A 25,501-nucleotide genomic window follows, 5' to 3' on the forward strand; every position below is an offset into this window, starting at 1 on the left:
CCGTGGCCGACCTCTGGGAACGCCTGAAGGAAAGGCCCACGGGCAAGGCCCTGGGCCTCGTGGTGGAGGCCCTCCTCCTGCGAAGCCTCAAGGGGAGCCTCCGGGGGGTCTACCTGAGGGGGGAGGCGCCCGCGGGCCCCCTGGTCCTCGTCCTGAACCACCACGGCTTCTTTGACGGCCACCTGGCGTGGCTTCTGGGGAAACTCTACCAGAGGCCCCTAAGCCTCCTCGTGGCCGAGGAGAACCTGCGGGCCTTCCCCGTGCTGAAGCTTGTGGGGGCCTTGGAGGCGGGGCGGGTGCGGGAGGCCCTGCGGAGGCTTAAGCGGGGGGAGTGGGTGGCCCTCTTCCCCGAGGGGGCCATGCGCTACCCGGGGCCCCTGGGGCCCCTTCGGGAAGGGGCTTCTTGGCTTGCGGAAAAGGCGGGGGTTCCCCTCCTCCCCGTGGCCTTAAGGGTGGCCCTCCGGGGGTACGAGCACCCCGAGGCCTTCGTCTGGATCGGGAAGCCCATCCCCCCCAAGGAGGCCAGGGCCCTGGGGGGGCTTCTCCAGGGGCTGGACGCCCTCCTCGCCCAAACCCACCCCCGGGAGGTGCCAGAGGGCTTCCGGGAGGTGCTTCGGGGGAAGAGGAGCCTGGAGGAAAGGGTGCTTCCCCTGGTGAGGCTCTTTCGGCCATGACGGGGGACTTCTTCTTCGGGGTCTTCCTTTTCCTCCTCCTGAGGTGGCTCGCCCTCCTCCATAACCTCCTCGCCTTCCCCCGCCTAAGGCCTCGCCCCACGCCCCCGAGGCCCACGGCCTCCATTCTCGTGCCGGCCCGGAACGAGGCGGAAAACCTAAAGAAGACCCTCCCCGCCCTCCTCCGGCAGGGGGCCCTCGAGGTCCTCGTCCTGGACGACCTCTCCGAGGACGGCACCGCCCAGGCCGCCCTGGAGGCGGCGGGGCACCACCCCGCCTTCCGCCTCCTCCGGGGCGCCCCCCTGCCCCCGGGCTGGACGGGGAAGAACTGGGCCTGCTTCCAGCTCGCCCAGGAGGCGCGGGGGGAGGTCTTGGTCTTCACCGACGCCGACGTCCTCTGGGAGGAGGGGGCCTTGGGGGGGCTTCTGGAGGCCCTGGAGGGGAAGGAGATGGTCTCCGCCCTCCCCCGCCAGGAGGTGGGCCTTAGGGAGGGCGCCCTGGTGGCCTTCGTGATGCACGGGCTCCTCTCCTTCCTCCCCCACCCTCTTCTAGAAGGGCTACGGGTGGCGAACGGCCAGGTCCTGGCCTTCCGAAGGGCGGCCTACCTCGCCCTCGGGGGGCACGAAGCGGTGAAGGGGGAGGTCCTGGAGGACGTGGCCCTGGCCCGAAGGGCGCGGACCTACGGCCTCTTCCTGGGCAGGGGGCTTTTCCGGGCGCGGATGTACCGGGGCTACGGGGAGGCGGTGGCGGGCTTCGCGAAGAACTTTCTGGCGGTCCACCTGAAGAACCCCGCCGTCCTCCTGGGCTCGGCCTTTTACCACCTCGCCCTCTACACCCTGCCTTGGCTCTTTGGGCGTTGGGAACTTGGGCTTATGGGCCTTCTGGAGCGGCTTTGGGTGCAGAAGGCCCTCGGGGGGCCCCTCTGGCCCGCCCTCCTCACGCCCCTCGCCCCCCTTCTCCTCCTCCCCGTCTACCTCCTGGCCCTCCTCCCGGGAAGGCGCTGGAAGGGGCGGAAGGTGTGACGCTGGCTGGTCCCCCGGGAAAGGCTGGAGTGGACCCACAGCCTGGTCACTCCCGGGGGCAGCCCCCTGTGTGGGCCAGGCCCAACTCGGCGGGACGGAAAGCCTGGTAGACTCCTCTCCATGCGGGCCATCGTCATCGGAAGCGGGGTGGGAGGGCTCTCGGCGGCCATCCGCCTCGCCGCCATGGGCCTTCAGGTCCTGGTCCTGGAAAAACTGGACGGCCCCGGGGGAAGGGCCTTCGTGCACCGGGCGGGGGGCTTCACCTTTGACATGGGGCCCACGGTGATCACCGTCCCCCCCTTCCTGGAGGACCTCTTCGCCACGAGGCCCGGGGACCCCAGGCTCTACCCCGACTTTCCCCAGGAGGAAGGGCTTAAGCACACGGAGCGCTACGTGAAGCTCGTCCCCCTGGACCCCTTCTACCGCCTCCACTTCCCGGACGGCACCTACTTTGACTACAAGGACGACCCCGCGCACCTGGAGGGGGAGATCGCCCGCCTCGCCCCGGAGGACCTCGAGGGCTACCGCCGCTTTGAGGCCCACGCCAGGGCCCTCTTCCAGAAGGGCTTTTTAGAGCTCGGCTTCACCCACTTCGGAAGCCTCCTGGACCTCCTCAAGGTGGCCCCGGACCTCCTCCGCCTGGACGCGGTGCGGCCCCTTTTTAGCGTGGTCTCCCGCTACTTCAAGAACCCCAAGACCCGGCAGATCTTCTCCTTTGAGCCCCTCCTCATCGGGGGAAACCCCCTCCAGGTGCCCGCCCTCTACGCCATGATCCACTTCGTGGAGCGGCGCTGGGGGGTGCACTTCGCCATGGGGGGGACGGGGGCCTTGGTGCGGGGGCTCGTCCGGAAGCTGGAGGAGCTCGGCGGGCAAATCCGGTACAACGCCCCCGTGCGCCGCATCCTCACCAAGGGGCGGCGCGCCGTGGGGGTGGTCCTCCAAGATGGGGAAAAGATAGAAGCCGACCTCGTGGTCTCCAACGCCGACTACGTCCACACCTACGGCGAGCTCCTCGCCCCCGAGGACCGCACCTGGAACGGCGACTGGCGCCTCAAGCGCACGAGGCTTTCCATGAGCCTCTTCGTGGCCTACTTCGGCTTCAAGGCCCGGGGGGACGAGGGGGAAAGGCTAAAGCACCACAACGTCCTCTTCTCCCACCGCTACGAGGGGCTTCTCCGGGACATCTTCCAGCGGAAGACCCTCCCCGAGGACTTCGCCCACTACCTCCACCTCCCCACCCTCACCGACCCCTCCTTAGCCCCCCCGGGGCACCACGCCGCCTACACCCTGGTCCCCGTGCCCCACAACGGGAGCGGCCTGGACTGGGGGAGGCTTGGCCCCCTCTACCTGGAGAAGGCCCTCCGGTACCTGGACGAGGCGGGGTACCTCCCCGGGCTCATGGACCGCCTGGTCTACACCCACTTCATCACCCCGGACTACTTCCAGTGGGCCCTGAATAGCCACCTGGGCAACGCCTTCGGCCCCGAGCCTGTGCTCTGGCAGACGGCCTCCTTCCGCCCCAAGAACCGCTCCGAGGACGTGAAGGGGCTCTACCTGGTGGGGCAGAGCTACCAGCCGGGGGCGGGGCTCCCCAGCGTGATGATGTCCGCCAAGATGACGGCCCGGCTCATCGCCCACGACCTGGGCCTGGAAAAGGCCCCCAAGGGCCTTGTGGAGGCGCGGGGGTGAACATCCAGGAGAGGAAGCGGAAGCACCTCGAGGCCTGCCTCCGGGAAGAGGTGGCCTACCAGAAGACCACCACGGGCCTCGAGGGCTTCCGCCTCCGCTACCAGGCCCTGGCGGGCCTCGCCCTAGGCGAGGTGGACCTCACCACCCCCTTCCTGGGGAAGACCCTGAAGGCCCCCTTCCTCATCGGGGCCATGACCGGGGGGGAGGAAAACGGGGAGAGGATCAACCTGGCCCTGGCGGAGGCCGCGGAGGCCTTAGGGGTGGGGATGATGCTGGGCTCGGGCAGGATCGTCCTGGAGCGCCCCGAGGCCCTGAGGAGCTTTAGGGTGCGCAAGGTGGCCCCAAAGGCGCTCCTCATCGCCAACCTGGGCCTCGCCCAGCTCAGGCGCTACGGGCGGGACGACCTCCTCCGGCTCGTGGAGGCCCTGGAGGCGGACGCCCTCGCCTTCCACGTGAACCCCCTGCAGGAGGCGGTGCAGCGGGGGGACACGGACTTCCGGGGCCTTTTGGAGAGGCTCGCCGAACTCCTCCCCCTCCCCTTCCCCGTGATGGTGAAGGAGGTGGGGCACGGCCTCTCCCGGGAGGCGGCCTTGGCCCTACGGGACCTCCCCCTGGCGGCGGTGGACGTGGCCGGGGCCGGGGGGACGAGCTGGGCCCGGGTGGAGGAGTGGGTGCGCTTCGGGGAGGTGCGCCACCCGGAGCTCTGCGAGATCGGGATCCCCACAGCGAGGGCCATCCTCGAGGTGCGGGAGGTCCTGCCCCACCTCCCCCTCGTGGCCTCCGGCGGGGTCTACACGGGGACAGACGGGGCCAAGGCCCTGGCCCTGGGGGCGGACCTCCTGGCGGCGGCGCGGCCCCTCCTCAGGCCCGCCCTGGAGGGGGCGGAACGGGTGGCGGCCTGGATTCAGGACTACCTGGAGGAGCTCAGGACCGCCCTCTTCGCCATCGGGGCGAGGAACCCGAGGGAAGCCCGGGGGCGGGTGGAGCGGGTGTAGGAGGATCGGCTTCCGCCACCTCCTGGTGCACGAGTACCTGGACATTGACCGCCGCATCGTCCACCGGGTCCCCCGGGAAAACCTCGAGGCCCTGGGCCGGGTCTTCGCCCGGTTCCTCTAGGCCCCGGGGATGTGCATCAGCGCCCGGGGGTACGGCTCCAGGAGGGCCTGGGCCTCCACGTAGGGCTCGGCGAAGCGCCGGGCCCAGGAGGCGAGGAGGGCCAGGGGGGCCTCGAGGGGCAGGCGCTCCTCGCGGAAGTCCGCAAGGAGGTCCAGGAAGTGGGCCTTCTCCCTTGGGGTGAGGGCCTTCTTGAAGTAGCCGAAGGCGTGGAGGAGGGCGTCGGCCATGGCTCCCAGGCGCCAAAGCCTCTCCGTGGCCCGCAAGAACCCCTCCTCGTAGGCCCCACGGACCTCGGGAAAGGGCCTCCCCTGGGCCTCGGCGAGGAGGCGGCCCAGGGCCCTCGCCTCCTTCTGGCTGTAGGCCAGGAGGAGGAGCTTGTAGCGGGCGTGGAAGGCCATGAGGCCGGGGAGGTCCTCCACCCGCCGAAGCCGGGCCAAGGCGAAGATGCGGGTGAAGAAGTGGGCCCGGATGCGAGGGTTGGTGAGCCTCCCCTCGTCCTCCTTGGGGAGGAGGGGGAAGGCCTCCTCCACCGCCTTGGCGAAAAGCCCGGGGCCTTTCCCCACCACCCCGCCCCCTTCGGCGTGGGCGTAGACCTTGGCGTCCTTCAGGGCGCAGGAGGGGGAGCGGTTCTTGAGGAGGAAGCCCTCCACCTCCCCAAGGCCCTGGAGGAAGCCCAGGCTGAAGGCCCGCATCCTCTCCGTGAGGTCCTCCCCCGTCTTGGGCTGGACCATCCTCGGGCCCTCCTCCCCCCGCACCAGGCGCACCACGGGCCTCGGCACCCCGAGGCCGATCTCCACCTCCGGGCAGACGGGGAGGAAGTCCACGTGCGCCTTCAGGGCCGCCACCACCTTGTCGGGGATGAGCTCCCCCGAGTAGCGCACCGCGGCGAAGCCCAGACAGGCGCTCACCACCAGACGGGGCTTAGGCCAAGGCTCCACCCCTCCATGGTACCCTTCCCACAAGAAAAGGGCCCTCGGAGCCACGGGAAAAACACCCCGCCCTGGCTAAAGCCAGAGCGGGGTCCCCAAGAGGGCTTAGTCAAACTTGTTCTGCTGCAAGACGCTCGCCGTCTGCTGCACGGAGGGGATGGCCCCCGCCACCTTGCGGAGGTTGGCCCGGGTGCCCTTGTACCAGGGGATGGTGGTCTTGGGGTCGGTGTAGCCGGAGACCAGGGAGTTGGAGGTGCCCCGCCAGTGGTACATCACCAGGAAGAGGGTGCCCGGCTTCACCGCGTCCGTGACGTAGACGAGGAAGGTGCCGTTCCCCTCCTCGTTGTAGACCTCCACCAGGTCCCCGGACTGGAGGCCGAGGCGCCTGGCGTCCTCGGGGTTCACCTCCACGTAGGGGAGGGGGAGGGCCAGGGCCTTCTCGGGGAGGCGGCGGTCGTGGTAGGCGGTCTGCCAGATGGTCTGGGCCCGGCCGGTGGTGACCCAGAAGGGGTACTGCCGGGCCTTCTCCCCCTCGAGGTACTTGGCCACCTCCGCGGGGTAGCCTTCCCAGTCGTCGGTGCCGTACCACTTGAACTTGCCGTCAGGGGTGCCGAACTTGTAGGTGTAGCGCCGGACCGTGCCCACGAGCTTCCCCGTCTTGGGGTCGCGGCGCACGGGGGTCTGGATGCCCTTCTGGCCCAGCTCCTTCAGGAGCTTGTAGGTGACCCCCTTGTAGTTCTCGGCCTCCAGCTTGGCCTCGTCCTCCTCGCTCACGCGGTTGTCGCCGAACTCCTCGGCCCCGGCGAGGAAGACGTCCTCGTCCGTCTTCCAGTCCTTGCCGAACTCAAACTTGGCGGCCTCCTGGGCCTTGCCCTCGGCCCGGTAGAGCTCGGCGATCCGCAAGCCCACCAGCTTGAAGATCTCCCAGTCGGGCTTGGCCTCCCCGGGCGGGTCCATGAACTTCTCGTAGAGGCGGAGGAGGCGGCTGTTGCAGTTGATGGAGGTGTCGTTGGCCTCGCCCCAGGCGGCGGCGGGGAGGATGAGGTGGGCGTCCCGGGCCGTCTCGGTCATGTAGATGTCCTGGACCACCATGAAGAGGGCGTCGGGGTCCTGGTAGAGGACGTCCAGGATCTTCTGGGCCCGCTCCCGTATGGTCCCGGGCTCGCCCCCGGCGCCGAGGGCCTTGGTGAGCTTCTCCGTGCGCTCGTGGATGCGCTTGCGGAAGACCTGGTTGTTGGGGGTGGAGAGGTAGGGGTCGTTGGCGATGACCCAGTAGAACTTGCCCTTGCCGTCGGTGAGGAACTTGTCCACGTTGACGGGGGGCCCGCCCCGGTAGATGGAGCCCGGGGTGGGGGCGGGGGGACGGACGTACCCCTCCTGGTGCCCGCCCTGGCGGCCGCAGCCCGTGCCGGGCCGGCCGATGTTGTGGGTGAGGACGGCGAGCTGGACGATGGCCGCTACCTGGTCGTAGTTCTTCATGTTCCAGATGATGCCCTTCTCGTAGATGGTGAGGGTGCGGCGCTTGAACCGGCCCGCCTTGGGCTTGGCGATCCAGTCGGCGGCCTTCTCAATCTCCGCCCGGGAAACCCCGGTGATGCGCTCCGCCTGGGCCATGAACTCGGCGTAGGGCACGGAGAGCTTAAGGCTTTTCGCCTTGTACTCCTCAAAGAGGGCCATGTCCGTGCGGGCCTGGAGGTAGGCCATGTCGTAGTAGCCCTTCTCCCAGACCGCCCGGGCGATGGCGTTGGCCAGGATGTAGTCCGTGCCCAGGTTGGGCCGGAGGAGCATCACCCGGTCCGGGGCCACCTGGGCGGCCACGGTGTAGGAGCTGGTCTTCCTGGGGTCAATGACGATGAGGTAGCCGGGCTCGGCGGGCTCGCCCCGTTCAAAGACCTGCTGCTTCTCCGCCACCGTGGCCCCCTGGATGTTGGGGAGCATGTGCTCCACGTAGAACACCGTGGCCGTCTCGTAGGGGTTCGCCCCCCAGAGGACGATGGTGTCGGCGAGCCGGGCGTCCTCGTAGGTGTAGTTCAGCTCGTGGACGCCCCTCTCCCGGCTTCCCCAGACCTCGGAGTTGTAGGCGGGGCGGTTGTGGATGGCGATGTGCTTCACGGAGAGGGCGGCGAAGAAGAGCTTCCCGGCGCCATAGTTGTCCTCAAAGCCCTGGCCCGAACCCCCGTGGTCGTAGCACTTCACGGCGATGTTGTCGTCGTTGCCGTCCCGGTCCCGGATGCCCTTGATGAGGAGGCCCATGAGGGTCAGGGCGTCCTGCCAGGTGATGGCCTGGAACTGGTCGCCCACCCTGAGGAGGGGGTAGGTGAGCCGGTCCTGGGTGCCCCGGTCTAGGCTCCAGACGGTGAGGGCGTTGGTGCCGCCGCGGATGGAGTAGTCGCCCCGGTTGATGGGGCTGTCCTTGGCGGGGACGATGACCACGTGGTACTGCTGGCCGTCCCTGCCCACGGTGACGGCGTGCATGGTCTCCGTGTAGCTCTGGCCGGCCAGGGGGGGCTGGGGCGTGGAGAGGTCCAGGCCGAAGGCGTTCTGGGAAGGCTTAGGCCCGCCCTGCTCGCCCACCGGCCAGACGTACACCTTATAGCCGCACCCCACGTTGCAGTACTGGCAGACGGTGTTGTAAACCTTGGCGTTCTTGGGTGGGATAGGAAGCTGGTCCCTACGAGGAATGAGCGCCATATCTTAACCTCCTCACACGTTCTTCACGCGGCCCCAGATGAGGCCCGCCACGGCCACGGCGTAGATGTCGCCCTTGCCGTCCACGCGAAGGGGGATCTGGGGGAGCCAGGAGCTGGCCAGGCCCTGGTAGGTCTGGCCCGCCTTGGCAGGGTCAAACATGGAGTAGTGGCAGCGGCAGAGGAAGCGGCCCCCCTCGTACTGGACGGGACAGCCCATGTGGGTGCAGAGGGCGGAGAAGGCCACGATGTCCCGCTCCCGTCCCACCCCGCCGATGGCGGGCCGGCCGAGCTTGACCAGGATGGCCGGGGAGGAGGCGTCGGGGTAGTTGAAGGTGATGGGCTGGCCCGTCTTGACCTGGGAGAGGTTGGCCACCTTCACCGCGGGGTAGGTGAGGCTCGGGGCGTACCCGAGCTGGGCCTTGCCGCCTGCGGCGAAAAGGGCGGTGGCCGCAGCGGTGAGCTGAACAAAACGCCTCCGGCTCAGGGTTTGCGTCATACTTTTGTCCCTCCTTCCTTTGACGGTTTGAACGTTATCATAGCGGATCGGCGTTTGTCAACGGAAACAAAACCTCTCCAAATATACCTCACTAGGGTATACAAAGGAAAACCCTCTTCCCTAGCGGGATGCGGTGCGGGTAGGAGAAAGAGCCATAAGGAGATTTTGAGGTCTACCCGGGGTGGTTCTTAAGAGGTCCGCATGGCATAATGGGGCCGTGCGCGGGAAAGACGTGACTCAAGGCCGCCTCGAGGCCCTGGCCCATCCCGCCAGGGTGGCCATGGTCCGCCTTCTGGCGGAACTCCCCGACGAGCACACCGCCTACGATCCCCGCTGCGGCACGGCCTACGGGGTCTGCTTCTGCCACCTGCAGGAGAAAACAGGCCTCTCCGCCCCCACAGTGAGCCACCACCTGCGGATCCTTCGGGAGGCGGGCCTGGTGGAGGGGGTGCGGGTGGGCCGGTGGACCTACTACCGCCTACGCCCAGGGGCCCTGGAAGCCCTAGCCCACGAGCTCTTGCGCCTGGCCCAGCAGGCGAGGAAAGCCCTGGAAGCCGAAAGGGCGGTCTAGACTCCACCAAGCGGAAGGCTTTTCCCTTACCATGAGGGCGTGGCGGAAATCCGGGTGGGCACCGCCAGCTGGACCGACCCTACCCTCCTCGCCTCCGGCTGGTACCCCCCTGGGGTGAGGAACCACCCGGAAAAGCGCCTCCGCTACTACGCCCAGCACTTTGACACCGTGGAGGTGGACAGCACCTTCTACGCCCTGCCCCGCCTCGAGGTGGTGGAGAAGTGGGCGGAAAGGACCCCCGAAGGCTTCCTCTTCCACGTCAAGGCCTTCTCCGCCTTCACCGGGCACGGGCTGGAGGCGGACGCCCTCCCCAAGGACCTCAAGGCCCTCCTGCCCCGCCAGGAGGGGCACCTGGCGCAGCGGGAGGTGCCCGAGGAAGTGGTGGAGGAGGCCTGGCGGCGCTTCTTCGGGGCGCTAAAGCCCCTGGAAATGGCGGGGAAGCTTGGCTACCTCCACTTCGGCCTTCCCCCCTGGACCGAGCCCAAGCCCAGGAGCTTCCGCTACCTGGAGCGCCTGGCGGAGAGGACCCAGGGGTACCTGGTGGCGGTGGAGTTCCGCAACCCCAAGTGGTACACCGCCTGGGGCTTCGTGAAGCGGGAGCTAAAGCGGCTTGGCCTCGTCCACGTGAGCGTGGACGCCCCGCCCCACCCCGAGGCCCCGCCCAGGGTCTTAGAGCCCACCCACCCCGTGGCCGTCCTCCGCTGCCACGGGAGGAACGCCGAGGCCTGGAAGGGCCCCCACACGAAGCCCTACGAGCGCTTCAACTGGCGCTACTCCGAGGAGGAGCTTTTGGACCTGGCGGAGGCCACCCGCACCCTGGCCGCGCAGGCGGAAAGGGTCTTCGTCATCTTCAACAACAACTACGGCACCCAAGGGGTGGAGGCCGCTTTGGGACTCAAGCGCCTTCTGGGTCTTGGGAAGCCTCCCTGGACCGAAGGGCCGTTTTATTAGACCAAGTACAGGACATTTGTCCTCTGAACCACTACTTAGACTTCTTTATCGTATGGAGCTGGGTTTGCTTTCGGAAAAAGGAAACTTTTCCAGGGAAAATGATCCCTTTATCTGGGATCCAATGAAGGAAAGTCTAGAAGGGGCTTGCAAGCGGCTTCTTGCCCTTTACGACCGCGTTCTTCTTTTGATGACCCGCCCCCCCTTCGGCGCCCACCTGGCCCTGGCGGAAGCCCTTCGGGAACGGTACCCAGGACGCCTCCTCCTCCACGCCACCCCCCTCTTCGGCCCGGGGCTCCAGGCCCTGCACGAACGGGCCGAGGAGCTCCTCGGCAAGGCGGAGCCGGAAGACGTGCTCGCCGAGCTACGGCGAATGGAACGGGAAGGCCGCCTATACCTGGCCTCCGCCGATCCCGAGGCCCTAGGACGCCAAGGCTGGCTTCCCCCGGGAGGAAAGTTGGTCATGCGCCTGGGCTTCCACGCCCTCTTCGCCCTAGAAGGCGAGCGCTTCCGCCTACCCCCCTTGCCCGTGCCGGAAGGCCAGGTTCCCGCCGCCTTCGCGGAGTTCTGGGGGCGGGCCTTCGCCGGAAGACCCGTCCGGGCCTACCTCAATCTGGGCAAGGCCACACCCCCCTCCTGGCGAAGGGCCTTGGAGGAGGGACTCAAGGCCCACCTTGCCCTGCAGAAGGCGCGCCTCTCTCCCATGCCCCAGGACCTACAGGAACGGATCGGGGCGAAGAGCCTCCTGGGGTTCGCCTATCCGCTTTAGGGGAGAAGGTCCAAAAGCCCCCCGTAGAGGGTGAAGGCCTTGAGCTCGTCCACCTCCTCCCCGTTCCACACGAAGGCCACGCAGTAGCGGCTTTCGCCGCGGGAAAGGCTATGGACCAGGCTCAGCACCCCGGGCCTAAAGCCCCCCTTGTAGGCCACCCGGTCCCAGCGGAAGGCGGCCACCCCGGGGTTGATGCCCATGAGGGGAAGGTCCGCCACCTTCCCCATCCAGCGGCAGAGCTCCCTCGGGGTAAAGCGCCAGTCCGTCTCGGGCGGCCAGTCCCCAGGGTCTAAGGGCAGGTCCGTCACCGAGGGGAGGCCTCGGGCCCTCAGGGCCTCCAGGGCCTGGCGCTTGGCCTCTAGGTCCCCGTGGCGGAAGGCCGCCAAGAGGTCCCGGTTTCCCCGGGCGGCGAGGCCGAAGGCCTCCCTGGTGGTGAGGAAGGGGCGGTTGCGGGGGGAGAGGGCCTCGAGGCGCTCCCGCCCGAGGAGGGCAATGAGGGCGTCCGCGGCGGTGTTGTCGGAGAGGGAGATCATGAAGGCCGCCAGGGTGTGGAGGGTCAAGGGGCTTCCTTCCGGCCAACTCTGGAGCAAACCGGAAGGCAGGCTCTTCCACACCTCCTCCAGGCGGACCACCTCGTCCCACGCCCGCCTTCCCGCCTCCACCTCCTCGCGCAAGGCGGCGAGGACCAGAAGCTTGAAGGCCGAGGCCACGGCCAAAGGCGTGTCCTCCTCCAGGGCCAAGACGGGCCTCCCGTCCCGCTCCACCCATAGCCCCACCCGCCCCGGGAGGGCCCGGAAGGCCTCCATGGCCCCCTCGAGGCTTCCCAGCTTGGCTATGGGGGGCTCAAAGAAGAGGCCCGCGATGCGCCCTTCCCGGTCCAGGCTGATGCGGGCGGGCACGTACCCCCGCTCAAGCTCCAAGAGGTACCTCTCCGGATCCAGGAGCTGCACCCCTTTGAGCTCTCCTAGATTGGCCTTCAGCTGGGCCACGATGGCCGCCACCTGGGCCGCGGGCACCTGGGCGAGGAAGCCCGGAGCAAAGGCCTCCTCGCGGACCTCCTCCGTAAAGAGGCGGAGGAGCACCTCCGCCCCCCGTTCCAGCCTCCCCCCCATGGGGTCCCCAAGCCCCTCCGCCCCGCCGAACCCGCCCAGGAGGGCGAGTAGCCCCAAGAAAAACCCCTTCGCCTTCATGGCTCCAAACTACCACGCCAAGGCGAGCCCCTCGGCCCGGGGGTCGCTCGCCCCCACGAGGGCCTCCCCCAGGCGGAAGACCGCCTGCCCCCGCCCGAAGAGGCCGTACTCCGCCTCGTAGCGCACCCTATGCCCGAGGTCCTTGAGGAAAAGCGCCGTGGCCTGGGGGATGCCGGGCTCAAAGAGCACCTCGTCCCCCGGCACCACCTGCCAGCGGGGCCGGTCCAGGGCCGCCTGGGGGTTCAGGCCGAAGTCCGCCAGGCCCACCACCACCTGGACGTGCCCCTGGGGCTGCATGAACCCCCCCATGACCCCAAAGGGCCCAAGGGGCTTCCCCTCCCGGGTGAGGAAGCCCGGGATGATGGTGTGGAAGGGCCGCTTTCCCGGACCCACCCGGTTCGGGTGCCCCTCCTCCAGGGAAAACCCCAGGCCCCGGTTGTGCAGGGCGATCCCCGTTCCCGGCACCAAAACCCCGGAGCCGAACCCCTGGTAGTTGGACTGGATGAGGGAGACCATCACCTCCCCGTCCGCCGCCGCGAGGTAGACCGTGCCCTCGGGGCGGAGGCCGGGAAGGACCCGGGGAAGGGCCCTTTCCCCGATGAGCCTCCGCCTTTCCGCCGCGTAGGCCTTGGAGAGGAAGGCCTCGGGGGCGAGCTCCATGTGCCGCGGGTCGGCCACGAAGCGGTAGGTGTCCGCCAAAGCGAGGCGCATGGCCTCAATCTGGACGTGGTAGCTCCAAGGGTCCTCCGGCCTCAGGTCAAACCCCTCCAGAAGGTTCAGGGCGAGGAGGACCGCCACCCCCTGGCCGTTTGGGGGAAGCTCCCAGACGGTGAGCCCCTTGTACTCCGTGGAAAGGGGCGTCACCCACTCCGGGGCGTGGGCCTCGAGGTCCTCCCGGGTAAGGAGCCCCCCCGTGGCCTCGCTGAAGCGGAGGAGGGCCTCGGCCAGGGCCCCCCGGTAAAGGCTTTCCCCGTAGGACTCGGCGATCTCCTTAAGGGTCTTGGCGTGGAGGGGGCTTCGCCACACCTCTCCCGCCCTTGGGGCCCTCCCCCCGGGGAAGAAGACCTCCTTGAAGGGCCCAAACTCCGGCCCCTCCAGGGGGAGGAAGACGCCTTCTGCCCGCCGCCAGCTCCTCGCCGTCTCCGGCCCCACGGGGAAGCCTTCCTCGGCGTAACGGATGGCGGGGGCGAGGACCTCGGCGAAGGGAAGCCTGCCCCAGCGCTCGTGCAGGGCCCGCCACCCCGAGACCGCCCCCGGCACGGTCACGGGAAGCCACCCCCGCTCCGGCATCCTCCCGGGAAGCCTCTCCGGGGTGAGGGCCATGGGGCTTTTCCCGGAGGCGTTCAGGCCGTGGAGGGCTCCGTCCCACACCAGGGCGAAGAGGTCCCCCCCGATCCCGTTGGAGGTGGGCTCCACCACGGTGAGGCAGGCGGCCATGGCAATAGCGGCGTCCACGGCGCTTCCTCCCTTTTGGAGCATCTCCATCCCCGCCAAAGCGGCAAGGGGCTGGCTCGTGGCCACCGCGCCCCGCCTTCCCAAGACCACGTGGCGGCGGGAGGGGTAGGGGTAGTGGGTGAGGTCCATGCTTCCATGCTACCTTTAGGGGGATGGCGAGGCCGCCCCTCACCGAGGCCCAGGAGGATTACCTAAAGCACCTCTTTCTTCTGGAGGAGGCCCTCGGGGGGCCCGTCCCCACGCAGGCCCTGGCGGAGCGCCTCTCGGTCAAGCCGCCCTCCGTGACGGAGATGCTGAAGAAGCTCAAGGCCCTGGGCCTCCTGGAGCACGAGCCCTACCGGGGGGCCCGGCTCACGGAGCGGGGGAGGAAGGTGGCCCTCGAGGTCCTGCGCCACCACCGCCTCCTCGAGGCCTACCTCCACCAGGCCCTGGGCTACGGCTGGGAGGAGGTCCACCAGGAGGCGGAAAGGCTGGAGCACGTGATCAGCGAGGACCTGGAGGAAAGGATTGCCGAGTACCTGGGCCACCCCCCCTTTGACCCCCACGGGGACCCCATCCCCACCAAGGACCTGACCCTCCCCTCCTCCAAGGCCCTCCCCCTCACCGAAGCCCCCCTGGGGCGGGCCCGGGTGGCCCGCGCCCTGGCCCAGGACCGGGGCACCCTGAACCTCCTCGCCCGGCTCGGCCTGGTGCCGGGAAAGCCCCTCCGGATCCTGGAGAAGGGCGAGGGGGTGCGGGTGGAGGTGGAGGGGGAGGTCTACCTCCTGCCCCGGGCCCTCGCCCAGGCGGTGGGGGTGGAGCCTTTAGGCTAGGGGCATGCGCCTCGTGGACCTGAGGAGCGACACCCTCACCCGCCCCACCCCGGCCATGCGCAAGGCCATGGCGGAGGCGGAGGTGGGGGACGACGTCTACGGGGAGGATCCCACGGTGAGCCGCCTGCAGGCCATGGCGGCGGAGATGCTGGGCGCAGAGGCCGCCCTTTTCTTCCCCACGGGCACCATGGCCAACCAGGTGGCCCTCCTTCACTCCAGCCCCAGGTAGACCAGGGTGCGGAAGGCGTGCTGGAGCCTCGCCCCAAGCCGGGAGTGGAGGCCCCTTTCCGGCTCCAGGACGGAGAGGAGGTTCGGGGCCTGAGCGAGGTAGAGGGCGGTGACCTCCTGGAGGGGGTCCACGAAGAAGAAGGTCCCGCCGAAACCCGCCCAGGTCCACTCCCCCAGAGAGCCCGGGGAGTAGCCCATGGGCTCCACCCGCACCGCCACCCCTAAACCGAAGCTGTACCCGGGCCCGGGCAGGTACTCGGGCCCCCGCTTGAGGGCCTCGGGGTAGAGGCTTCCCAGGTGGTCCTGGACCATGAAGCCCGCCATGGTGGGGGAAAGCAGGCCCCGGCCCAGGCGAAGGGCCTCGAGGAAGGCGAGGTAGTCCGCCGCGGTGCCCACGCCCCCCATCCCCCCGGCGTACCGGGGCGGGGGAGCCTCCACGGGAAGGAGGACGATCCTCCGGCCCGTCTCCGGGTCCTTGGGGAAGGGCTGGGCCAGCCGGGCGGGGTCCTTGGCCTGGAAGCCCGAGTCCTTCATGCCCAGGGGGCGGAAAAGCCTCTCCTCCAAAAGCTCCGCCAGGCTCCGCCCCGCCAAAGCCTCCAGGAGGTGACCGAGGAGGTCGGTGGAAAGCCCGTACTCAAAGGCCTCCCCGGGCTGGAAGCGCAAAGGCAGGGCGGCGAGGCGCTGCAAAAAGGCCTCCCGGCTCAGGTCAAACCGGTCCACCCCGGCCTCGAGGTAAAGGCGCTTCACCGGGGAGCGGAAGAAGACCCCGTAGGTGAGCCCCGCGGTGTGGCGGAGGAGGTCGTAGACGGTGAGGGGGCGCTTCAGGGGCTCCAAAATCACCTCCTCCCCTACCTCCCGCCCCACCCGGAGCCCGGAAAACCCCGGGAGGTACTTCTCCACGGGGTCCAAGAGGGAGAGGGCCCCCTCCTCCACAAAGCCCAGGGCCAGGGCGGAGACCCAAGGCTTGGTCATGGAGTAGAGGCGGAAGAGGGCGTCCTCCCGCATGGGGAGGCCCTTTTCCGGGTCCAAAAAGCCGTAGACCCCCTGGAAGACCACCTCCCCTCCCCGGGCCACGAGGACCACGGCCCCGGGGAGAAGGCCCTCCTCCACCAGGCGCCGGAAGTAGGCGTCAAGCCTCCGGAAGTCCATCACCACCCCTCAGGAACGGGCCTCCTCGGGCTTAGGAGGAGCCAGAGGGCGAGGAGGAGAAGCGCCAAGGGCAAAAGCCACTTCACGAAGAAGCCCAAAAGGCCAAGGACAGCCCCCAAAAGGGCGAGGAAGAGGCCCACGGGAAGGGCCAAGACGGCGAGGAGGAGGGCCAAAAGGGCGAGGACCAGGGCCACGAAGGGGCCCAGGAGAAACCAGGCGAGGACGAGCCCCAAAAGGAGAAGGACCCAGCCTAGGACCCGCATGCCTCAAGCCTACACCCTCTTCTGCCTCCGATGCCCGAAGAAGGCTAGGCCTTTTCGGGGCCCCCATGCGGGCTTGGGCCCGCATGGGGTGCTCTTAGGCCGAGGCCGCCCCAATGGTCCTCCCCCCGTCCACGAAGAGGACCTGGCCGGTGATGAAGCTGGACTCGTCGGAGACCAGAAAAAGGGCGGCGTAGGCCACCTCCAAGGGCTTCCCCGCCCGGCCCAAAGGCGTGGCGGCGATGGCCTTCTCCCGCACCTTCTCCGGCACCTTGGCCGTCATCCGCGTCTCAATGAACCCCGGGGCCAGGGCGTTCACCCGGATCCCCCACCGCCCAAGCTCCAGGGCCAAGGTCCGGGTAAGCCCCACCACCCCCGCCTTGGAGGCGGCGTAGTTCGCCTGCCCCAGGTTCCCGAGGTACACCCGGCTTGCGGTGAGGACGATGCTCCCAGGGTTTTTCTCCCGCATGGCCTCCGAGGCCGCCTTGGCCACCAGGAAGCTTCCCGTGAGGTTCACCCGGAGGACGAGCTCCCAGTCCTCCAGGGGCATCTTCCAGTGGAAGTTGTCCCGGGTGATCCCGGCGTAGTGCACCACCCCGTCCAGCCGGCCCAGGTGGGCCAGGGCCTCGGCAAACCCCCGCTCCACGGAGGCGGGGTCGGCCACGTCCATCACCACCGGGTGGGCCCCCACGCTTTCCGCCGCCTCCCTTAAGGGGCCTTCTTCCACGTCGCAGGCCACGAGCCTCGCCCCTTCCTTGGCGAAGAGCTCCAGCGTGGCCCGGCCAATGCCGTGGGCCGCCCCCGTGATGAGCACCGCCTTGTCCTTGAGCCGCATCCCGCACCCCCTAGACGACCAACCGGTCGGTAAGCCCACCCTACTCCCGGCCCCGGGGGCCCGTCAAGGGCCAGGCGTAGTAGGGGGTCTCCACGAACTCGGGGGGGCCTCCCAGGTAGACCCGAAGCCCGGGCAGGACCAGGGTCTCCCCCTCCCACTCAAAGGCCAGGGGGTCCACCTCCAGGGGGTAGTGGAGGACGGCCTCCCTCGGAAGGCCAAGCCTCAGCCACTCGGGCGGGGAGACCCGCCCCACGAGGAGGTAGCGGGCCCGCCGCGGCCCCCCCTCGGTGTAGAGGAGGACCTCCTCCCCCAGGTCCAGGAGGAAGGCCCGCCGCCTTACGAAGAGCCTGGCCCTACGGGTCCAGGTAGACATGGGGCCTCTCCCCCAGGCGGACGACCCGGACCCCCGGCCCGTAGAGCCGGGCGAGGAGGGGTTCCTGCAGGACCGCTTCAGGCCTCCCCTCCGCCACCACCCTTCCCCCTTCCAGCACCGCCACCCGGTGGGCGAGGGCCGCCTGGTTGGGGTCGTGGAGGACGGAAAGCACCCCGAGGCCCATCCCGGCAAGCCGCCTCAAAAGCCCCACCACCGCCCCCTGGTGCTCCAGGTCCAAGAAGGTGGTGGGCTCGTCCAGGAGGAGGTACCTGGGCCTCCCCGCCAGGGCCCGGGCCAGGAGGACCCGCTGCCTCTCCCCGCCCGAGAGGGTGCCGAGGAGCCTCCCCCGAAAAGCGGAAGCCCCGGTGACCTCGAGGGCCCAGTCCACCGCCTCCCGGTCCTCCCGCCCCTCCCGCCCCCAAAGCCCGAGGTGGGGAAGCCTCCCCAGGCGCACCACCTCCTCCACCAAAAGCCCCTCGGGGTAGGGGCCGCCCTGGGGGAGGTAGGCGAGGAGGCGGCCCCGCCCGTAGCTGCCGTGGACCCTAAGGGGCCTCCCCTCCAAAAGCACCTCTCCCCGCCTGGGCCTGAGGAGGCCCGCCATCGCCTTCAGGAGGGTGGTCTTCCCCGAGCCGTTGGGCCCGAGGAGGGCGAGCCACTCCCCCGGGCGCAGGAGGAGGTCCACGCCCTTTAGGGCGAAGGGCCCCACAATTCCCCTGGCCTCAAGCCCGCCCACGCCGCCTCCACATGAGGTAGAGGAAGAAGGGCCCCCCGAGGAGGGTGGTGACCACGCCCACGGGAAGCTCCGCGGGCCGGGCGAGGGTGCGGGCGAGGAGGTCGGCCAGGGCGAGGAGGGCCCCGCCCCCCAGGGCGCTGGCCGGGAGGAGGAGGCGGTAGTCCTCCCCCAGAAGCCGCCTCAGCATGTGGGGCACCACCAGGCCCACGAAGCCGATGATCCCCGCCTGGGCCACGGCGGAGGCGGTGAGGAGGCTCGCCGCCCCGAGGAGGAGAAGCTTTAGGCCCTCCAAGGGAAGCCCGAGGCTTTTCGCCGTCTCCTCCCCAAGCTGCAAGGCGTTGAGGACCCTTCCCAGGAGGAAAAGGGGAGGCAGGGCGAGGAGGAGGGCCAGGGCCAAGGCCCGCACCCCCGCCCAGCCCACGAAGGCCAGGTTGCCCAGGGTGTAGGCGAAGACGGCCCGCACCCGGTCGGCGTCCTGCATCATCAGGTAGGTGGTGAGCCCGGTGAGGACGCTCCCCACCACCACCCCGGCGAGCACGAGCTCCCCCGTGCGGGCCACCCCCCCCGCCAGGACCAGGGTGAGGAGGGTGGCCAAAAGGGCCCCAAGGAAGCCGAAGAAGGTGGCGGAGAAGGGGAGGTGCTGGAAGACGGCGTGCTGGGCGAAGGCGGGGGAAAGCCCCCCCAAGAGGACGGCGAAGAGGGTCACGGCGAAGGCCGCCCCCGAGGCGGAGCCCATGAGGTAGGGGTCGGCCAGGGGGTTGCGGAAGAGCCCCTGGAAGGCGGCCCCCGAGACCGCCAAGGCCCCCCCCACCAACATCCCCCCCAGGACCCGGGGCAGGCGGAGCTCGGTGACGATGGGGTTTTCCTCCAGGCCCAGGAGGGCCCGGACCACCGCCTCCGGGGGCAGGGCCACCGCCCCGAAGGCGAGGCCCAGGACCAAGGCCCCGAGGAGGAGGAAGAGGAGCCAGGCGAAGACCAGGCCCCGCCTTACGGCCAGGGGAAGGCTTAGGGTCATGGCCTGCCGTGGAAGCAGTCCACGAGGAGCCTCAGGCCCTGGGCCACCCGGGGGCCGGGGCGGGAGAGGAGGCTGTCCTCGCCCCCGGTGTAGACGCAGATCCGGCCCGCGCGCACCGCCCGGACCCGGTCCCAGCCGGGGCGCTTGCGGATGGTCTCCAGGGCGTTCGGGTAGGTGGCCACGATGACCTCGGGGTCCTTCTCCACCACGAACTCGGGGGCGATCTTGGGGAAGAGGCCGAGCTCCTTGGGGACGATGTTCACCCCCCGGGCCTTTTGGATGAGAACCCCGATGAAGCTCTCGGGGCCCACGGTGTAGGGGGTGGGGTCAATCTCGTAGTAGACCCGGGGGCGGGACTTGGCCTTGGCCGCCCGGGCCTCCTCCTGGTAGACCTCCTTCTGGATCTGGGCCACGAGCCGCTCGGCCTGGGCCTCGAGGCCAAGAAGCCTCCCCAGGGTGCGGACGGTGCGGAAGATGTCCTCGTAGGTCTCCGTCCTCACGGCGTAGACCGTAAGCCCCGCCCTTTCCAGGGTCTCGTAGAGCCTCCCGTACTTGGAGACCAGGACCAGGTCGGGCTTGAGGGAGACGATGAGCTCGGGGTTGGGGTTGTAGAGGCCGCCCGCCTTGGGAAGCTTTTTGACGCTTTCCGGCCAGTCGGAGTAGTCGTCCGTGGCCACGATGCGGTCGCAGGCCCCCAGGGCGCAGACCGTCTCCGTGACCGAGGGCAGCATGGTGACGATGCGCTTGGGCGGGGCCTTGAGGGTGACCGTGCGCCCCAGGTCGTCCTGCAGGGTGAGGGGAAAGGCGAAGGCCAAGGCCAGTAGAAGCGAGAGCGCCGCCAAGAGTCTTTTCATGCCTACCTCCCTAAGGCCGCTAGGGCCAGGCCCGGGGGAGGTAGGGAAAAACCCCTGCCGGGAGGCAGGGGCTAAAGGCAAACGCCGTTTATCCCCCACTTCTCCCCCATCCGCGTGAGGTGCCCGCCCCGGGGAAGGGCGGACGGCCCTGGCAGGCATTCGGGCTTCCGGCCTACGACGAAGGGCGTGACGCGCGACCGGTTACCGTTGCGGGACAGCGCCGGACTTGCACCGGACTTCCCCACTTTAAGCCTGGACTACGCGCCCAGGCACCAGGGCAACGGGACCTGGCTTTGGGGCCCTAGCGGGCCTTAGCCCTAAGGCTAAGGCCCGGGGAAGGTTCTGGCAAGGGGGCTTGACAAGGAAGGCCCGGGGTGGTTTCTTAGTCCTGAGAACGAACTAATGGGGGCGAGGGTGCGCAAGGGAGACACGCAAGAAATCCGCAGGCTGAACCGCCGGGCCATCCTGGAGCACCTGCGCCAAGGCCCCCTGACCCGCGCGGAGCTCTCCCGGCGCACCGGCCTGGCCAAAAGCGCCATAAGCCGCTTGGTGGACGAGCTTTTGCAGGAAGGCCTCTTGGAGGAAGGGGCCTTCACCTCTCCCCCCCTGGGGCGGCCCGGCACCCTCCTGCACCTCCGGCCCCGGGCCCGCTTCGCCCTGGGGGCGGAGCTGGGCGTGGAGGGGACCGTCCTCCTCGCCCTGGACTGGCGCGGGGAGGTCCTCTGGGCCCGGGAGTGGCGGCATGACCCCCACGCCGGACCCGAGGAGCGGCTAGACCGGCTCCGGCAGGAGGTCTTGCCCCGGGCTACGGGGGCCTTGGGCCTGGGCTTCACCCTGCCCGGGGTGGTGGGAGACCGCCTCCTCCTGGCCCCGAACCTGGGTTGGCGGGACCTGGACCTCAGGCCCCTCCTCTCCGGTTTCCCCCTAGCCGTGGCCATGGAAAACGACGCCAAGGCCTCGGCCCTTTCCGAGGTCTTCTTCCACGGGGAGGCCAACCTGGCCTACGTGGTGCTGAGCACCGGGCTAGGGGTTGGGGTGGTGGCAGAAGGCCGCCTCCTGCGGGGGGCCAACGGGGCGGCGGGGGAGCTCGGCCACTGGCTGGGCCCGGGGGAAAGGGCCTGCGCCTGTGGCCGCGTGGGGTGCCTGGAAACGGCCCTGGGCCTGGGCACCCTCCTGGCCCACCACCAGGCCCTGGGGGGGAGGGCGGAGGACCTCGAGGCCCTCCTCCACCTGGCCCGGCAAGGGGACCCCCTTGCCTTACAGGCCCTCGCCCACCTGGGAGAGGCCCTGGGCCGCTTCCTGGCCAACCTCGCCGTGGCCTACGACCCTGCCCTGGTGGTGGTGGGGGGCAAGGCGGCGGAGTTTTTCCCTTTCCTGGAGGCTTCCCTGCGCCGGTCCCTGGAAGCCCACGCCTTCGTGGAGGCCCACCGAGCCCTTCCCGTGCGCCCCTCGGTCTACGGGCACCTGGCCCCGGCGGTGGGCGGGGCCAGCCTCTTCCTGGCGCGGTTTCTTGAGCTGGGCGGCCTGTGGGCGGAAAGCCCACGTCGCAATGGAGGTAGGTATGAGGAAGTGGCTTTTGGCGATCGGCGTGGCCTTGGGGCTTAGCGCCCTGGCCCAGACGGGCAAGCTGGAGATCTTCTCCTGGTGGGCGGGGGACGAGGGGCCGGCCCTCGAGGCCCTCATCAAGCTCTACAAGCAGAAGTACCCCGGGGTGGAGGTCATCAACGCCACCGTGACCGGGGGGGCCGGGGTCAACGCCAAGGCGGTCCTGAAGACCCGCATGCTGGGCGGCGACCCGCCGGACACCTTCCAGGTGCACGCGGGGCAGGAACTCATCGGCACCTGGGTGGTGGCGGACCGGATGGAGGACCTCACGGGGCTCTTCCGTCAGGAGGGCTGGCTGCAGGCCTTCCCCAAGGGACTCATTGACCTCCTCTCCTACAAGGGCGGCATCTGGAGCGTCCCCGTGAACATCCACCGCTCCAACGTCATGTGGTACATCCCCGCCAAGCTCCGGGAGTGGGGCGTAACACCCCCCAAGACCTGGGCCGAGTTCCTGGCCACCTGCGAAACCCTGAAGAAGAAGGGCCTCCAGGCTCCTTTGGCCCTGGGGGAGAACTGGACCCAGCAGCACCTCTGGGAGAGCGTGGCCCTGGCCACCTTGGGGCCGGAGGGCTGGAACAACCTCTGGAACGGGAAGCTGAAGTTCACCGACCCCAAGGCGGTGGCCGTTTGGGAAACCTTTGGTAAGGTCCTGGACTGCGCCAACAAGGACGCCGCCGGCCTCTCCTGGCAGCAGGCCGTGGACCGGGTGGTGCAGGGCCAGGCCGCCTTCAACATCATGGGCGACTGGGCCGCGGGCTATATGGCCACCACCTTGAAGCTCCGCCCGGGCACGGACTTCGCCTGGGCCCCTTCCCCCGGCACCTCCGGGGTCTTCATGATGCTCTCCGACTCCTTCGGCCTGCCCAAGGGGGCCAAGAACCGCCAGAACGCCCTTAACTGGCTTAAGCTCGTGGGCTCCAAGGAGGGGCAGGACACCTTCAACCCCCTCAAAGGCTCCATCGCCGCCCGGCTGGACTCCGACCCCGCCAAGTACAACGCCTACGGCCAGTCGGCCATGAAGGACTGGAAGTCCAACCGCATCGTGGGCTCCCTGGTCCACGGGGCGGTGGCGCCCGAGAGCTTCATGAGCCAGTTTGGCACCGTGATGGAAATCTTCCTGCAGAGCAGGAACCCCCAAGCCGCCGCGAACGCCGCCCAGGCCATCGCGAGCCAGGTGGGCTTAGGCCGCTAAGCGCGTGGAACCCGTGGGGGCTAAAGCCCCCACGGGTTTTTCGGAGGAAACGTGCGCGACCGCATCACGGCCTTTTTGGTCCTCCTCCCCTCCTTGGTGGCGGTGGGGGTCTTCGTCTACGGCTTCATCGGGCAAAACCTTTGGGCCTCCCTCACCGACTGGGGGCGAAACCCCGCCCAAGCCCTGGCCCTACGGCCCGAGCTCAAGTTCGTGGGCCTGGAGAACTACCGCGAGCTTTTCACCGGCTTCGTGGACATGCGCTTCCGCCAAAGCGTGGTGAACTTGATCTTCTTCACCCTCTTCTTCATGGCGGGAAGCCTGGGGCTTGGGCTCCTCCTGGCCCTGGCTTTGGACCGAAGCCCGAAGGGGGAAGGGTTCTTCCGCACCGTCTTCCTTTTCCCCATGGCCCTTTCCTTCGTGGTCACGGGGACGATTTGGCGCTGGCTCCTCCAACCCCAAGGGGGGGTGAACGTCTTGCCCACCCTCGTTGGCCTCCCGCCCCTCTCCTTCCCCTGGCTCACCACCCGGGACCAGGTCCTGGTCTTTGACTGGAACGCCCTCCCCTTCTACACCGCCTTGGTGGTGGGCCTCGTCCTCCTCTACCTGGCCTGGCGGGCCCATCGGGAGGGGGAGCCCAAACGCCTCGCCTGGAGCCTCCTCGCCGCGGGGATCCTCTTCCTCTGGGCCTTCACGGTGGGGCGGGGCCTCCACCTTCTCCCCTACCCCGAGCCCCACGGCTTCAGCCTGGCCCTGGTGGGGGTCATCCTGGCGGCGGTGTGGCAGATGTCGGGCTACACCATGGCCCTCTACCTGGCGGGCCTCCGGGGCATCCCCGTGGAGGTGCTGGAGGCCGCCAAGGTGGACGGGGCCAGCGAGTGGCAGACCTACCGCCACGTGATCTTCCCCCTCCTGGCCCCCATCACCCTCTCGGCCATGATCGTCCTCGGGCACATCGCCCTGAAGATCTTTGACCTCATCTTCGCCATGGCGGGGCTGGACTACGCCCCCACGGACGTGCCCGCCATCTACATGTACCTCTTGGCCTTCCGGGGGAACCAGTTCGCCAAGGGCGCCGCCATCGGCCTCCTCCTCCTCCTCCTGGTGGCGGTGGTGGTGGTCCCCTACCTGGCGAGCCAGCTCAGGAAGGAGGTGCGGCGCTGATGGGGCGGGCCCTCCTCTACGCTTTTCTCCTCCTGGCCACCCTCTTTTTCCTCCTGCCGGTGTACCTGGTGGTCCTCACCGCCCTCAAGGAGCCCGCCAAGATCACCCTGGACACCGTGTGGCGCTGGCCGGACCCGGTCTACTGGGAAAGCTTCCGGATCGCCTGGGAGGCCTTCCGGCCCAAGTTCCAAAACTCCCTGGTCCTGGCCCTCACGGCCACGGCCCTCTCCGCCCTGGTGGGGGCGCTAAACGGCTACGTGCTGGCCAAGTGGCCCTTTAGGGGCTCAGGCCTCCTCTTCGCCCTCATGCTCTTCGGCATGTTCATCCCCTACCAGAGCATCCTCATCCCCCTCTTCCAGTTTGTGAAGGCCATCGGGCTTTACGGGACGCTTTGGGGCTTGATCCTGGTCCACGTGGTCTACGGCATCCCCATCGTCACCCTGATTTTCAAAAACTACTACAGCGAAATCCCCGACGAGCTGGTGGAGGCGGCCCGCATTGACGGGGCGGGGTTCTTCGCCATCTTCCGCCACGTGATCCTGCCCCTCTCTGTCCCCGCCTTCGTGGTGGTGGCCATCTGGCAGTTCACGCAGATCTGGAACGAGTTCCTTTTCGCCGTGACCCTCACCCGGCCCGAGAGCCAGCCCATCACCGTGGCCCTGGCCCAGCTTGCGGGAGGCGAGGCGGTGAAGTGGAACCTGCCCATGGCCGGGGCCATCCTGGCCGCCCTGCCCACCCTGTTGGTCTACGTCTTCCTGGGCCGCTACTTCCTGAGGGGGCTCCTCGCCGGGTCCGTCAAGGGCTGATCTGGGCGAGGAGGGCCGCCGCCGCCATCTGGGCTTTCTGGGCAAAGGCCTCGGGGTCCTGGCGGTCCGAAAGGGCTAGGGCCTCGAGGTAGCCCTGAAGGTACTCCTCGGCAATGAGGGCCGTGGCGGTGAAGGCCAGGCGGCGCCAGGCGTCCTCCAAAGCCCGGGCCTCCTCGGGAGGAAGGTGGGCCCGGGCTTTCTCGGACACCTTTTCCGTAACCCAGTTCCACATGGCGGCCATCATGGCGTTGGTCACGCCCCGGCGCACGTGCACCAAGCCCACCAGGGCCTGCCAGGCGAAGTACTGGCCATTGAAGGGGCCCCGGATGGTGCGCAGGTACCAGTCCCTAAGGGTCTTTTCCCGCGCCGGACGTTCCCCTTCCCTAAAGATTTTCCGGGTAGCTGGATGGCCGAAGAGGGTGTCGTAAAACCCCTGGACGAGCTCCTCCGTCCAGGAGGCCATGAGGTCCGCGTGACGGGCCAAAACCTTTCCGTCCTCCAGAGGGCGGAAGCGGGCTTTGGGAGGAAGCTGGTTCCAAATCTCCTGGGCGATCTGGTAGAAGCGGGCGAGGTTCTTCTCCGTCACGTCCTCTAGCATAACCCAAGTTGCTACCCAGCCATCTTCTGGGTCAGGAGACTGATGTTATGGGCCAGGACGAAGGTGAGAACTTTGATGACGAAACCCTCCTGGGTCACGGCGTGGATGCGCCTGGGGAAGAGGTGATGGAGCATGCTCCCCACCGTCTCCACCACCCTCCGCCCCACGATGGCCAGGTACTGCATCCAAGGGAGATACCGCCGGCTGTTCCTCCTGCGGATGACCATGGGAACAACCTCCTGGGCCTCCCGGAGGAGGTCCTCGTACAGATGGCTCTCGTACCCCCGGTCCAGGTAGAGCTCCGCCCCCTCGGGAAGGTCCAGGGGAAGGAGGA

26 protein-coding genes, 2 pseudogenes and 1 riboswitch are annotated in these 25,501 nt (G+C 68.8%); of the genes and pseudogenes, 14 read left to right on the forward strand and 14 right to left on the reverse strand.

Features of this window, described 5'->3' with window-relative positions:
* Positions 1-2 precede the first annotated feature (2 nt).
* The 5 genes from BLP62_RS07870 (at position 3) to BLP62_RS13570 (ending at position 4,498) form a co-directional block, all read left to right on the forward strand.
* Positions 3-674 carry a lysophospholipid acyltransferase family protein gene (locus BLP62_RS07870; protein WP_093007498.1) on the forward strand — a complete coding sequence of 224 codons (672 nt, stop codon included), beginning with the start codon at positions 3-5 and terminating at the stop codon, positions 672-674.
* Positions 671-1,693: a glycosyltransferase family 2 protein gene (locus BLP62_RS07875; RefSeq protein ID WP_093007500.1), complete on the forward strand. Its 1,023-nt coding sequence runs from the start codon at positions 671-673 to the stop codon at positions 1,691-1,693. Before BLP62_RS07870 ends, BLP62_RS07875 begins: the two co-directional genes overlap by 4 nt.
* A 120-nt stretch (positions 1,694-1,813) precedes the next feature.
* Positions 1,814-3,382 carry a phytoene desaturase family protein gene (gene crtI, locus BLP62_RS07880; RefSeq protein ID WP_093007502.1) on the forward strand — a complete coding sequence of 523 codons (1,569 nt, stop codon included), beginning with the start codon at positions 1,814-1,816 and terminating at the stop codon, positions 3,380-3,382.
* Positions 3,379-4,377, forward strand: a complete 999-nt coding sequence (gene fni, locus BLP62_RS07885; protein ID WP_093007504.1) for a type 2 isopentenyl-diphosphate Delta-isomerase — start codon at positions 3,379-3,381, stop codon at positions 4,375-4,377. The genes crtI and fni overlap by 4 nt, the downstream gene beginning before the upstream one ends.
* Before the next feature lie 4 nt (positions 4,378-4,381).
* On the forward strand, positions 4,382-4,498 hold the full coding sequence (locus BLP62_RS13570; protein WP_280512754.1) for a HepT-like ribonuclease domain-containing protein: 117 nt from the start codon (positions 4,382-4,384) through the stop codon (positions 4,496-4,498).
* Here BLP62_RS13570 and BLP62_RS07890 read toward each other — a convergent pair.
* From BLP62_RS07890 to BLP62_RS07900, 3 genes are all read right to left on the reverse strand, one after another.
* Positions 4,495-5,436, reverse strand: coding sequence for a YbgA family protein (locus tag BLP62_RS07890; RefSeq protein WP_093007506.1), 942 nt, complete (start codon positions 5,434-5,436; stop codon positions 4,495-4,497). The two genes, BLP62_RS13570 and BLP62_RS07890, sit on opposite strands and share 4 nt — an antisense overlap.
* Before the next feature lie 96 nt (positions 5,437-5,532).
* Positions 5,533-8,118, reverse strand: a complete 2,586-nt coding sequence (locus BLP62_RS07895; RefSeq protein ID WP_093007508.1) for an arsenate reductase (azurin) large subunit — start codon at positions 8,116-8,118, stop codon at positions 5,533-5,535.
* 12 nt (positions 8,119-8,130) lie between these two features.
* A complete protein-coding gene (locus BLP62_RS07900; protein ID WP_093007510.1) occupies positions 8,131-8,613 on the reverse strand; it encodes an arsenate reductase (azurin) small subunit in 483 nt (160 codons plus the stop codon).
* Positions 8,614-8,830: 217 nt separating this feature from the next.
* Between BLP62_RS07900 and BLP62_RS07905 the strand changes: the two genes are divergently transcribed.
* The 3 genes from BLP62_RS07905 (at position 8,831) to BLP62_RS07915 (ending at position 10,901) form a co-directional block, all read left to right on the forward strand.
* Positions 8,831-9,184, forward strand: a complete 354-nt coding sequence (locus BLP62_RS07905; protein WP_176758169.1) for an ArsR/SmtB family transcription factor — start codon at positions 8,831-8,833, stop codon at positions 9,182-9,184.
* Between the two features lie 39 nt (positions 9,185-9,223).
* Positions 9,224-10,135 (forward strand): DUF72 domain-containing protein, encoded by a 912-nt coding sequence (locus BLP62_RS07910; protein ID WP_093007514.1) that lies wholly within the window; start codon positions 9,224-9,226, stop codon positions 10,133-10,135.
* Positions 10,136-10,256: 121 nt separating this feature from the next.
* Positions 10,257-10,901, forward strand: coding sequence for a hypothetical protein (locus BLP62_RS07915; protein ID WP_223903127.1), 645 nt, complete (start codon positions 10,257-10,259; stop codon positions 10,899-10,901).
* Here the strand turns inward: BLP62_RS07915 and BLP62_RS14390 are convergent.
* Both BLP62_RS14390 and BLP62_RS07925 read right to left on the reverse strand, forming a co-directional pair.
* On the reverse strand, positions 10,898-12,091 hold the full coding sequence (locus BLP62_RS14390; protein WP_093007518.1) for a serine hydrolase: 1,194 nt from the start codon (positions 12,089-12,091) through the stop codon (positions 10,898-10,900). The two genes, BLP62_RS07915 and BLP62_RS14390, sit on opposite strands and share 4 nt — an antisense overlap.
* A 9-nt stretch (positions 12,092-12,100) precedes the next feature.
* Positions 12,101-13,675: a gamma-glutamyltransferase family protein gene (locus tag BLP62_RS07925; RefSeq protein ID WP_093007520.1), complete on the reverse strand. Its 1,575-nt coding sequence runs from the start codon at positions 13,673-13,675 to the stop codon at positions 12,101-12,103.
* Positions 13,676-13,698: 23 nt separating this feature from the next.
* Between BLP62_RS07925 and mntR the strand changes: the two genes are divergently transcribed.
* Together mntR and BLP62_RS07935 are read left to right on the forward strand one after the other, a co-directional pair.
* Positions 13,699-14,358, forward strand: coding sequence for a manganese-dependent transcriptional regulator MntR (gene mntR / locus BLP62_RS07930; protein WP_093007522.1), 660 nt, complete (start codon positions 13,699-13,701; stop codon positions 14,356-14,358).
* Between the two features lie 4 nt (positions 14,359-14,362).
* A pseudogene (locus BLP62_RS07935) lies at positions 14,363-14,584 on the forward strand (beta-eliminating lyase-related protein); the annotation flags it as partial.
* Here the strand turns inward: BLP62_RS07935 and BLP62_RS07940 are convergent.
* The 7 genes from BLP62_RS07940 to BLP62_RS07970 all read right to left on the reverse strand — a co-directional run bounded on the left by BLP62_RS07940 (position 14,569) and on the right by BLP62_RS07970 (position 19,805).
* Complete coding sequence (locus BLP62_RS07940; RefSeq protein ID WP_093007526.1) at positions 14,569-15,735, reverse strand: serine hydrolase domain-containing protein; 1,167 nt, start codon at positions 15,733-15,735, stop codon at positions 14,569-14,571. The pseudogene BLP62_RS07935 and the gene BLP62_RS07940 overlap by 16 nt on opposite strands.
* Positions 15,735-15,998, reverse strand: coding sequence for a hypothetical protein (locus tag BLP62_RS07945; RefSeq protein ID WP_093007528.1), 264 nt, complete (start codon positions 15,996-15,998; stop codon positions 15,735-15,737). Before BLP62_RS07945 ends, BLP62_RS07940 begins: the two co-directional genes overlap by 1 nt.
* Positions 15,999-16,092: 94 nt before the next feature.
* Positions 16,093-16,830 carry an SDR family oxidoreductase gene (locus BLP62_RS07950; protein WP_093007530.1) on the reverse strand — a complete coding sequence of 246 codons (738 nt, stop codon included), beginning with the start codon at positions 16,828-16,830 and terminating at the stop codon, positions 16,093-16,095.
* A gap of 40 nt (positions 16,831-16,870) precedes the next feature.
* Positions 16,871-17,203: a hypothetical protein gene (locus tag BLP62_RS07955; protein ID WP_093007532.1), complete on the reverse strand. Its 333-nt coding sequence runs from the start codon at positions 17,201-17,203 to the stop codon at positions 16,871-16,873.
* Positions 17,184-17,936 carry an ABC transporter ATP-binding protein gene (locus BLP62_RS07960; protein WP_093007534.1) on the reverse strand — a complete coding sequence of 251 codons (753 nt, stop codon included), beginning with the start codon at positions 17,934-17,936 and terminating at the stop codon, positions 17,184-17,186. The genes BLP62_RS07955 and BLP62_RS07960 overlap by 20 nt, the downstream gene beginning before the upstream one ends.
* Positions 17,923-18,951 carry a FecCD family ABC transporter permease gene (locus BLP62_RS07965; RefSeq protein ID WP_093007536.1) on the reverse strand — a complete coding sequence of 343 codons (1,029 nt, stop codon included), beginning with the start codon at positions 18,949-18,951 and terminating at the stop codon, positions 17,923-17,925. Before BLP62_RS07965 ends, BLP62_RS07960 begins: the two co-directional genes overlap by 14 nt.
* Positions 18,948-19,805, reverse strand: coding sequence for an ABC transporter substrate-binding protein (locus tag BLP62_RS07970; RefSeq protein ID WP_093007538.1), 858 nt, complete (start codon positions 19,803-19,805; stop codon positions 18,948-18,950). Before BLP62_RS07970 ends, BLP62_RS07965 begins: the two co-directional genes overlap by 4 nt.
* A gap of 133 nt (positions 19,806-19,938) precedes the next feature.
* Positions 19,939-20,097, reverse strand: a riboswitch (cobalamin riboswitch).
* Positions 20,098-20,219: 122 nt separating this feature from the next.
* On the opposite strand from BLP62_RS07970, the gene BLP62_RS07975 reads away from it, so the two are divergent.
* The 4 genes from BLP62_RS07975 to BLP62_RS07990 are packed head-to-tail and all read left to right on the forward strand — an operon-like array spanning position 20,220 to position 24,569.
* A complete protein-coding gene (locus BLP62_RS07975) occupies positions 20,220-21,410 on the forward strand; it encodes an ROK family transcriptional regulator (protein ID WP_093007548.1) in 1,191 nt (396 codons plus the stop codon).
* Positions 21,367-22,602, forward strand: a complete 1,236-nt coding sequence (locus tag BLP62_RS07980) for an ABC transporter substrate-binding protein (protein WP_176758170.1) — start codon at positions 21,367-21,369, stop codon at positions 22,600-22,602. Before BLP62_RS07975 ends, BLP62_RS07980 begins: the two co-directional genes overlap by 44 nt.
* Before the next feature lie 51 nt (positions 22,603-22,653).
* Entirely contained in the window at positions 22,654-23,763 is a 1,110-nt protein-coding gene (locus BLP62_RS07985) for a carbohydrate ABC transporter permease (RefSeq protein ID WP_093007542.1), read from the forward strand.
* Entirely contained in the window at positions 23,763-24,569 is an 807-nt protein-coding gene (locus BLP62_RS07990; protein WP_093007544.1) for a carbohydrate ABC transporter permease, read from the forward strand. Before BLP62_RS07985 ends, BLP62_RS07990 begins: the two co-directional genes overlap by 1 nt.
* Here BLP62_RS07990 and BLP62_RS07995 read toward each other — a convergent pair.
* Together BLP62_RS07995 and BLP62_RS08000 are read right to left on the reverse strand one after the other, a co-directional pair.
* On the reverse strand, positions 24,559-25,155 hold the full coding sequence (locus BLP62_RS07995) for a protoglobin domain-containing protein (protein ID WP_093007550.1): 597 nt from the start codon (positions 25,153-25,155) through the stop codon (positions 24,559-24,561). The genes BLP62_RS07990 and BLP62_RS07995 overlap by 11 nt on opposite strands.
* Positions 25,156-25,178: 23 nt before the next feature.
* A pseudogene (locus BLP62_RS08000) lies at positions 25,179-25,501 on the reverse strand (IS982 family transposase); the annotation flags it as partial.

Source organism: Thermus arciformis, from assembly GCF_900102145.1.
GTDB classification, from domain to species: Bacteria; Deinococcota; Deinococci; order Deinococcales; family Thermaceae; genus Thermus; species Thermus arciformis.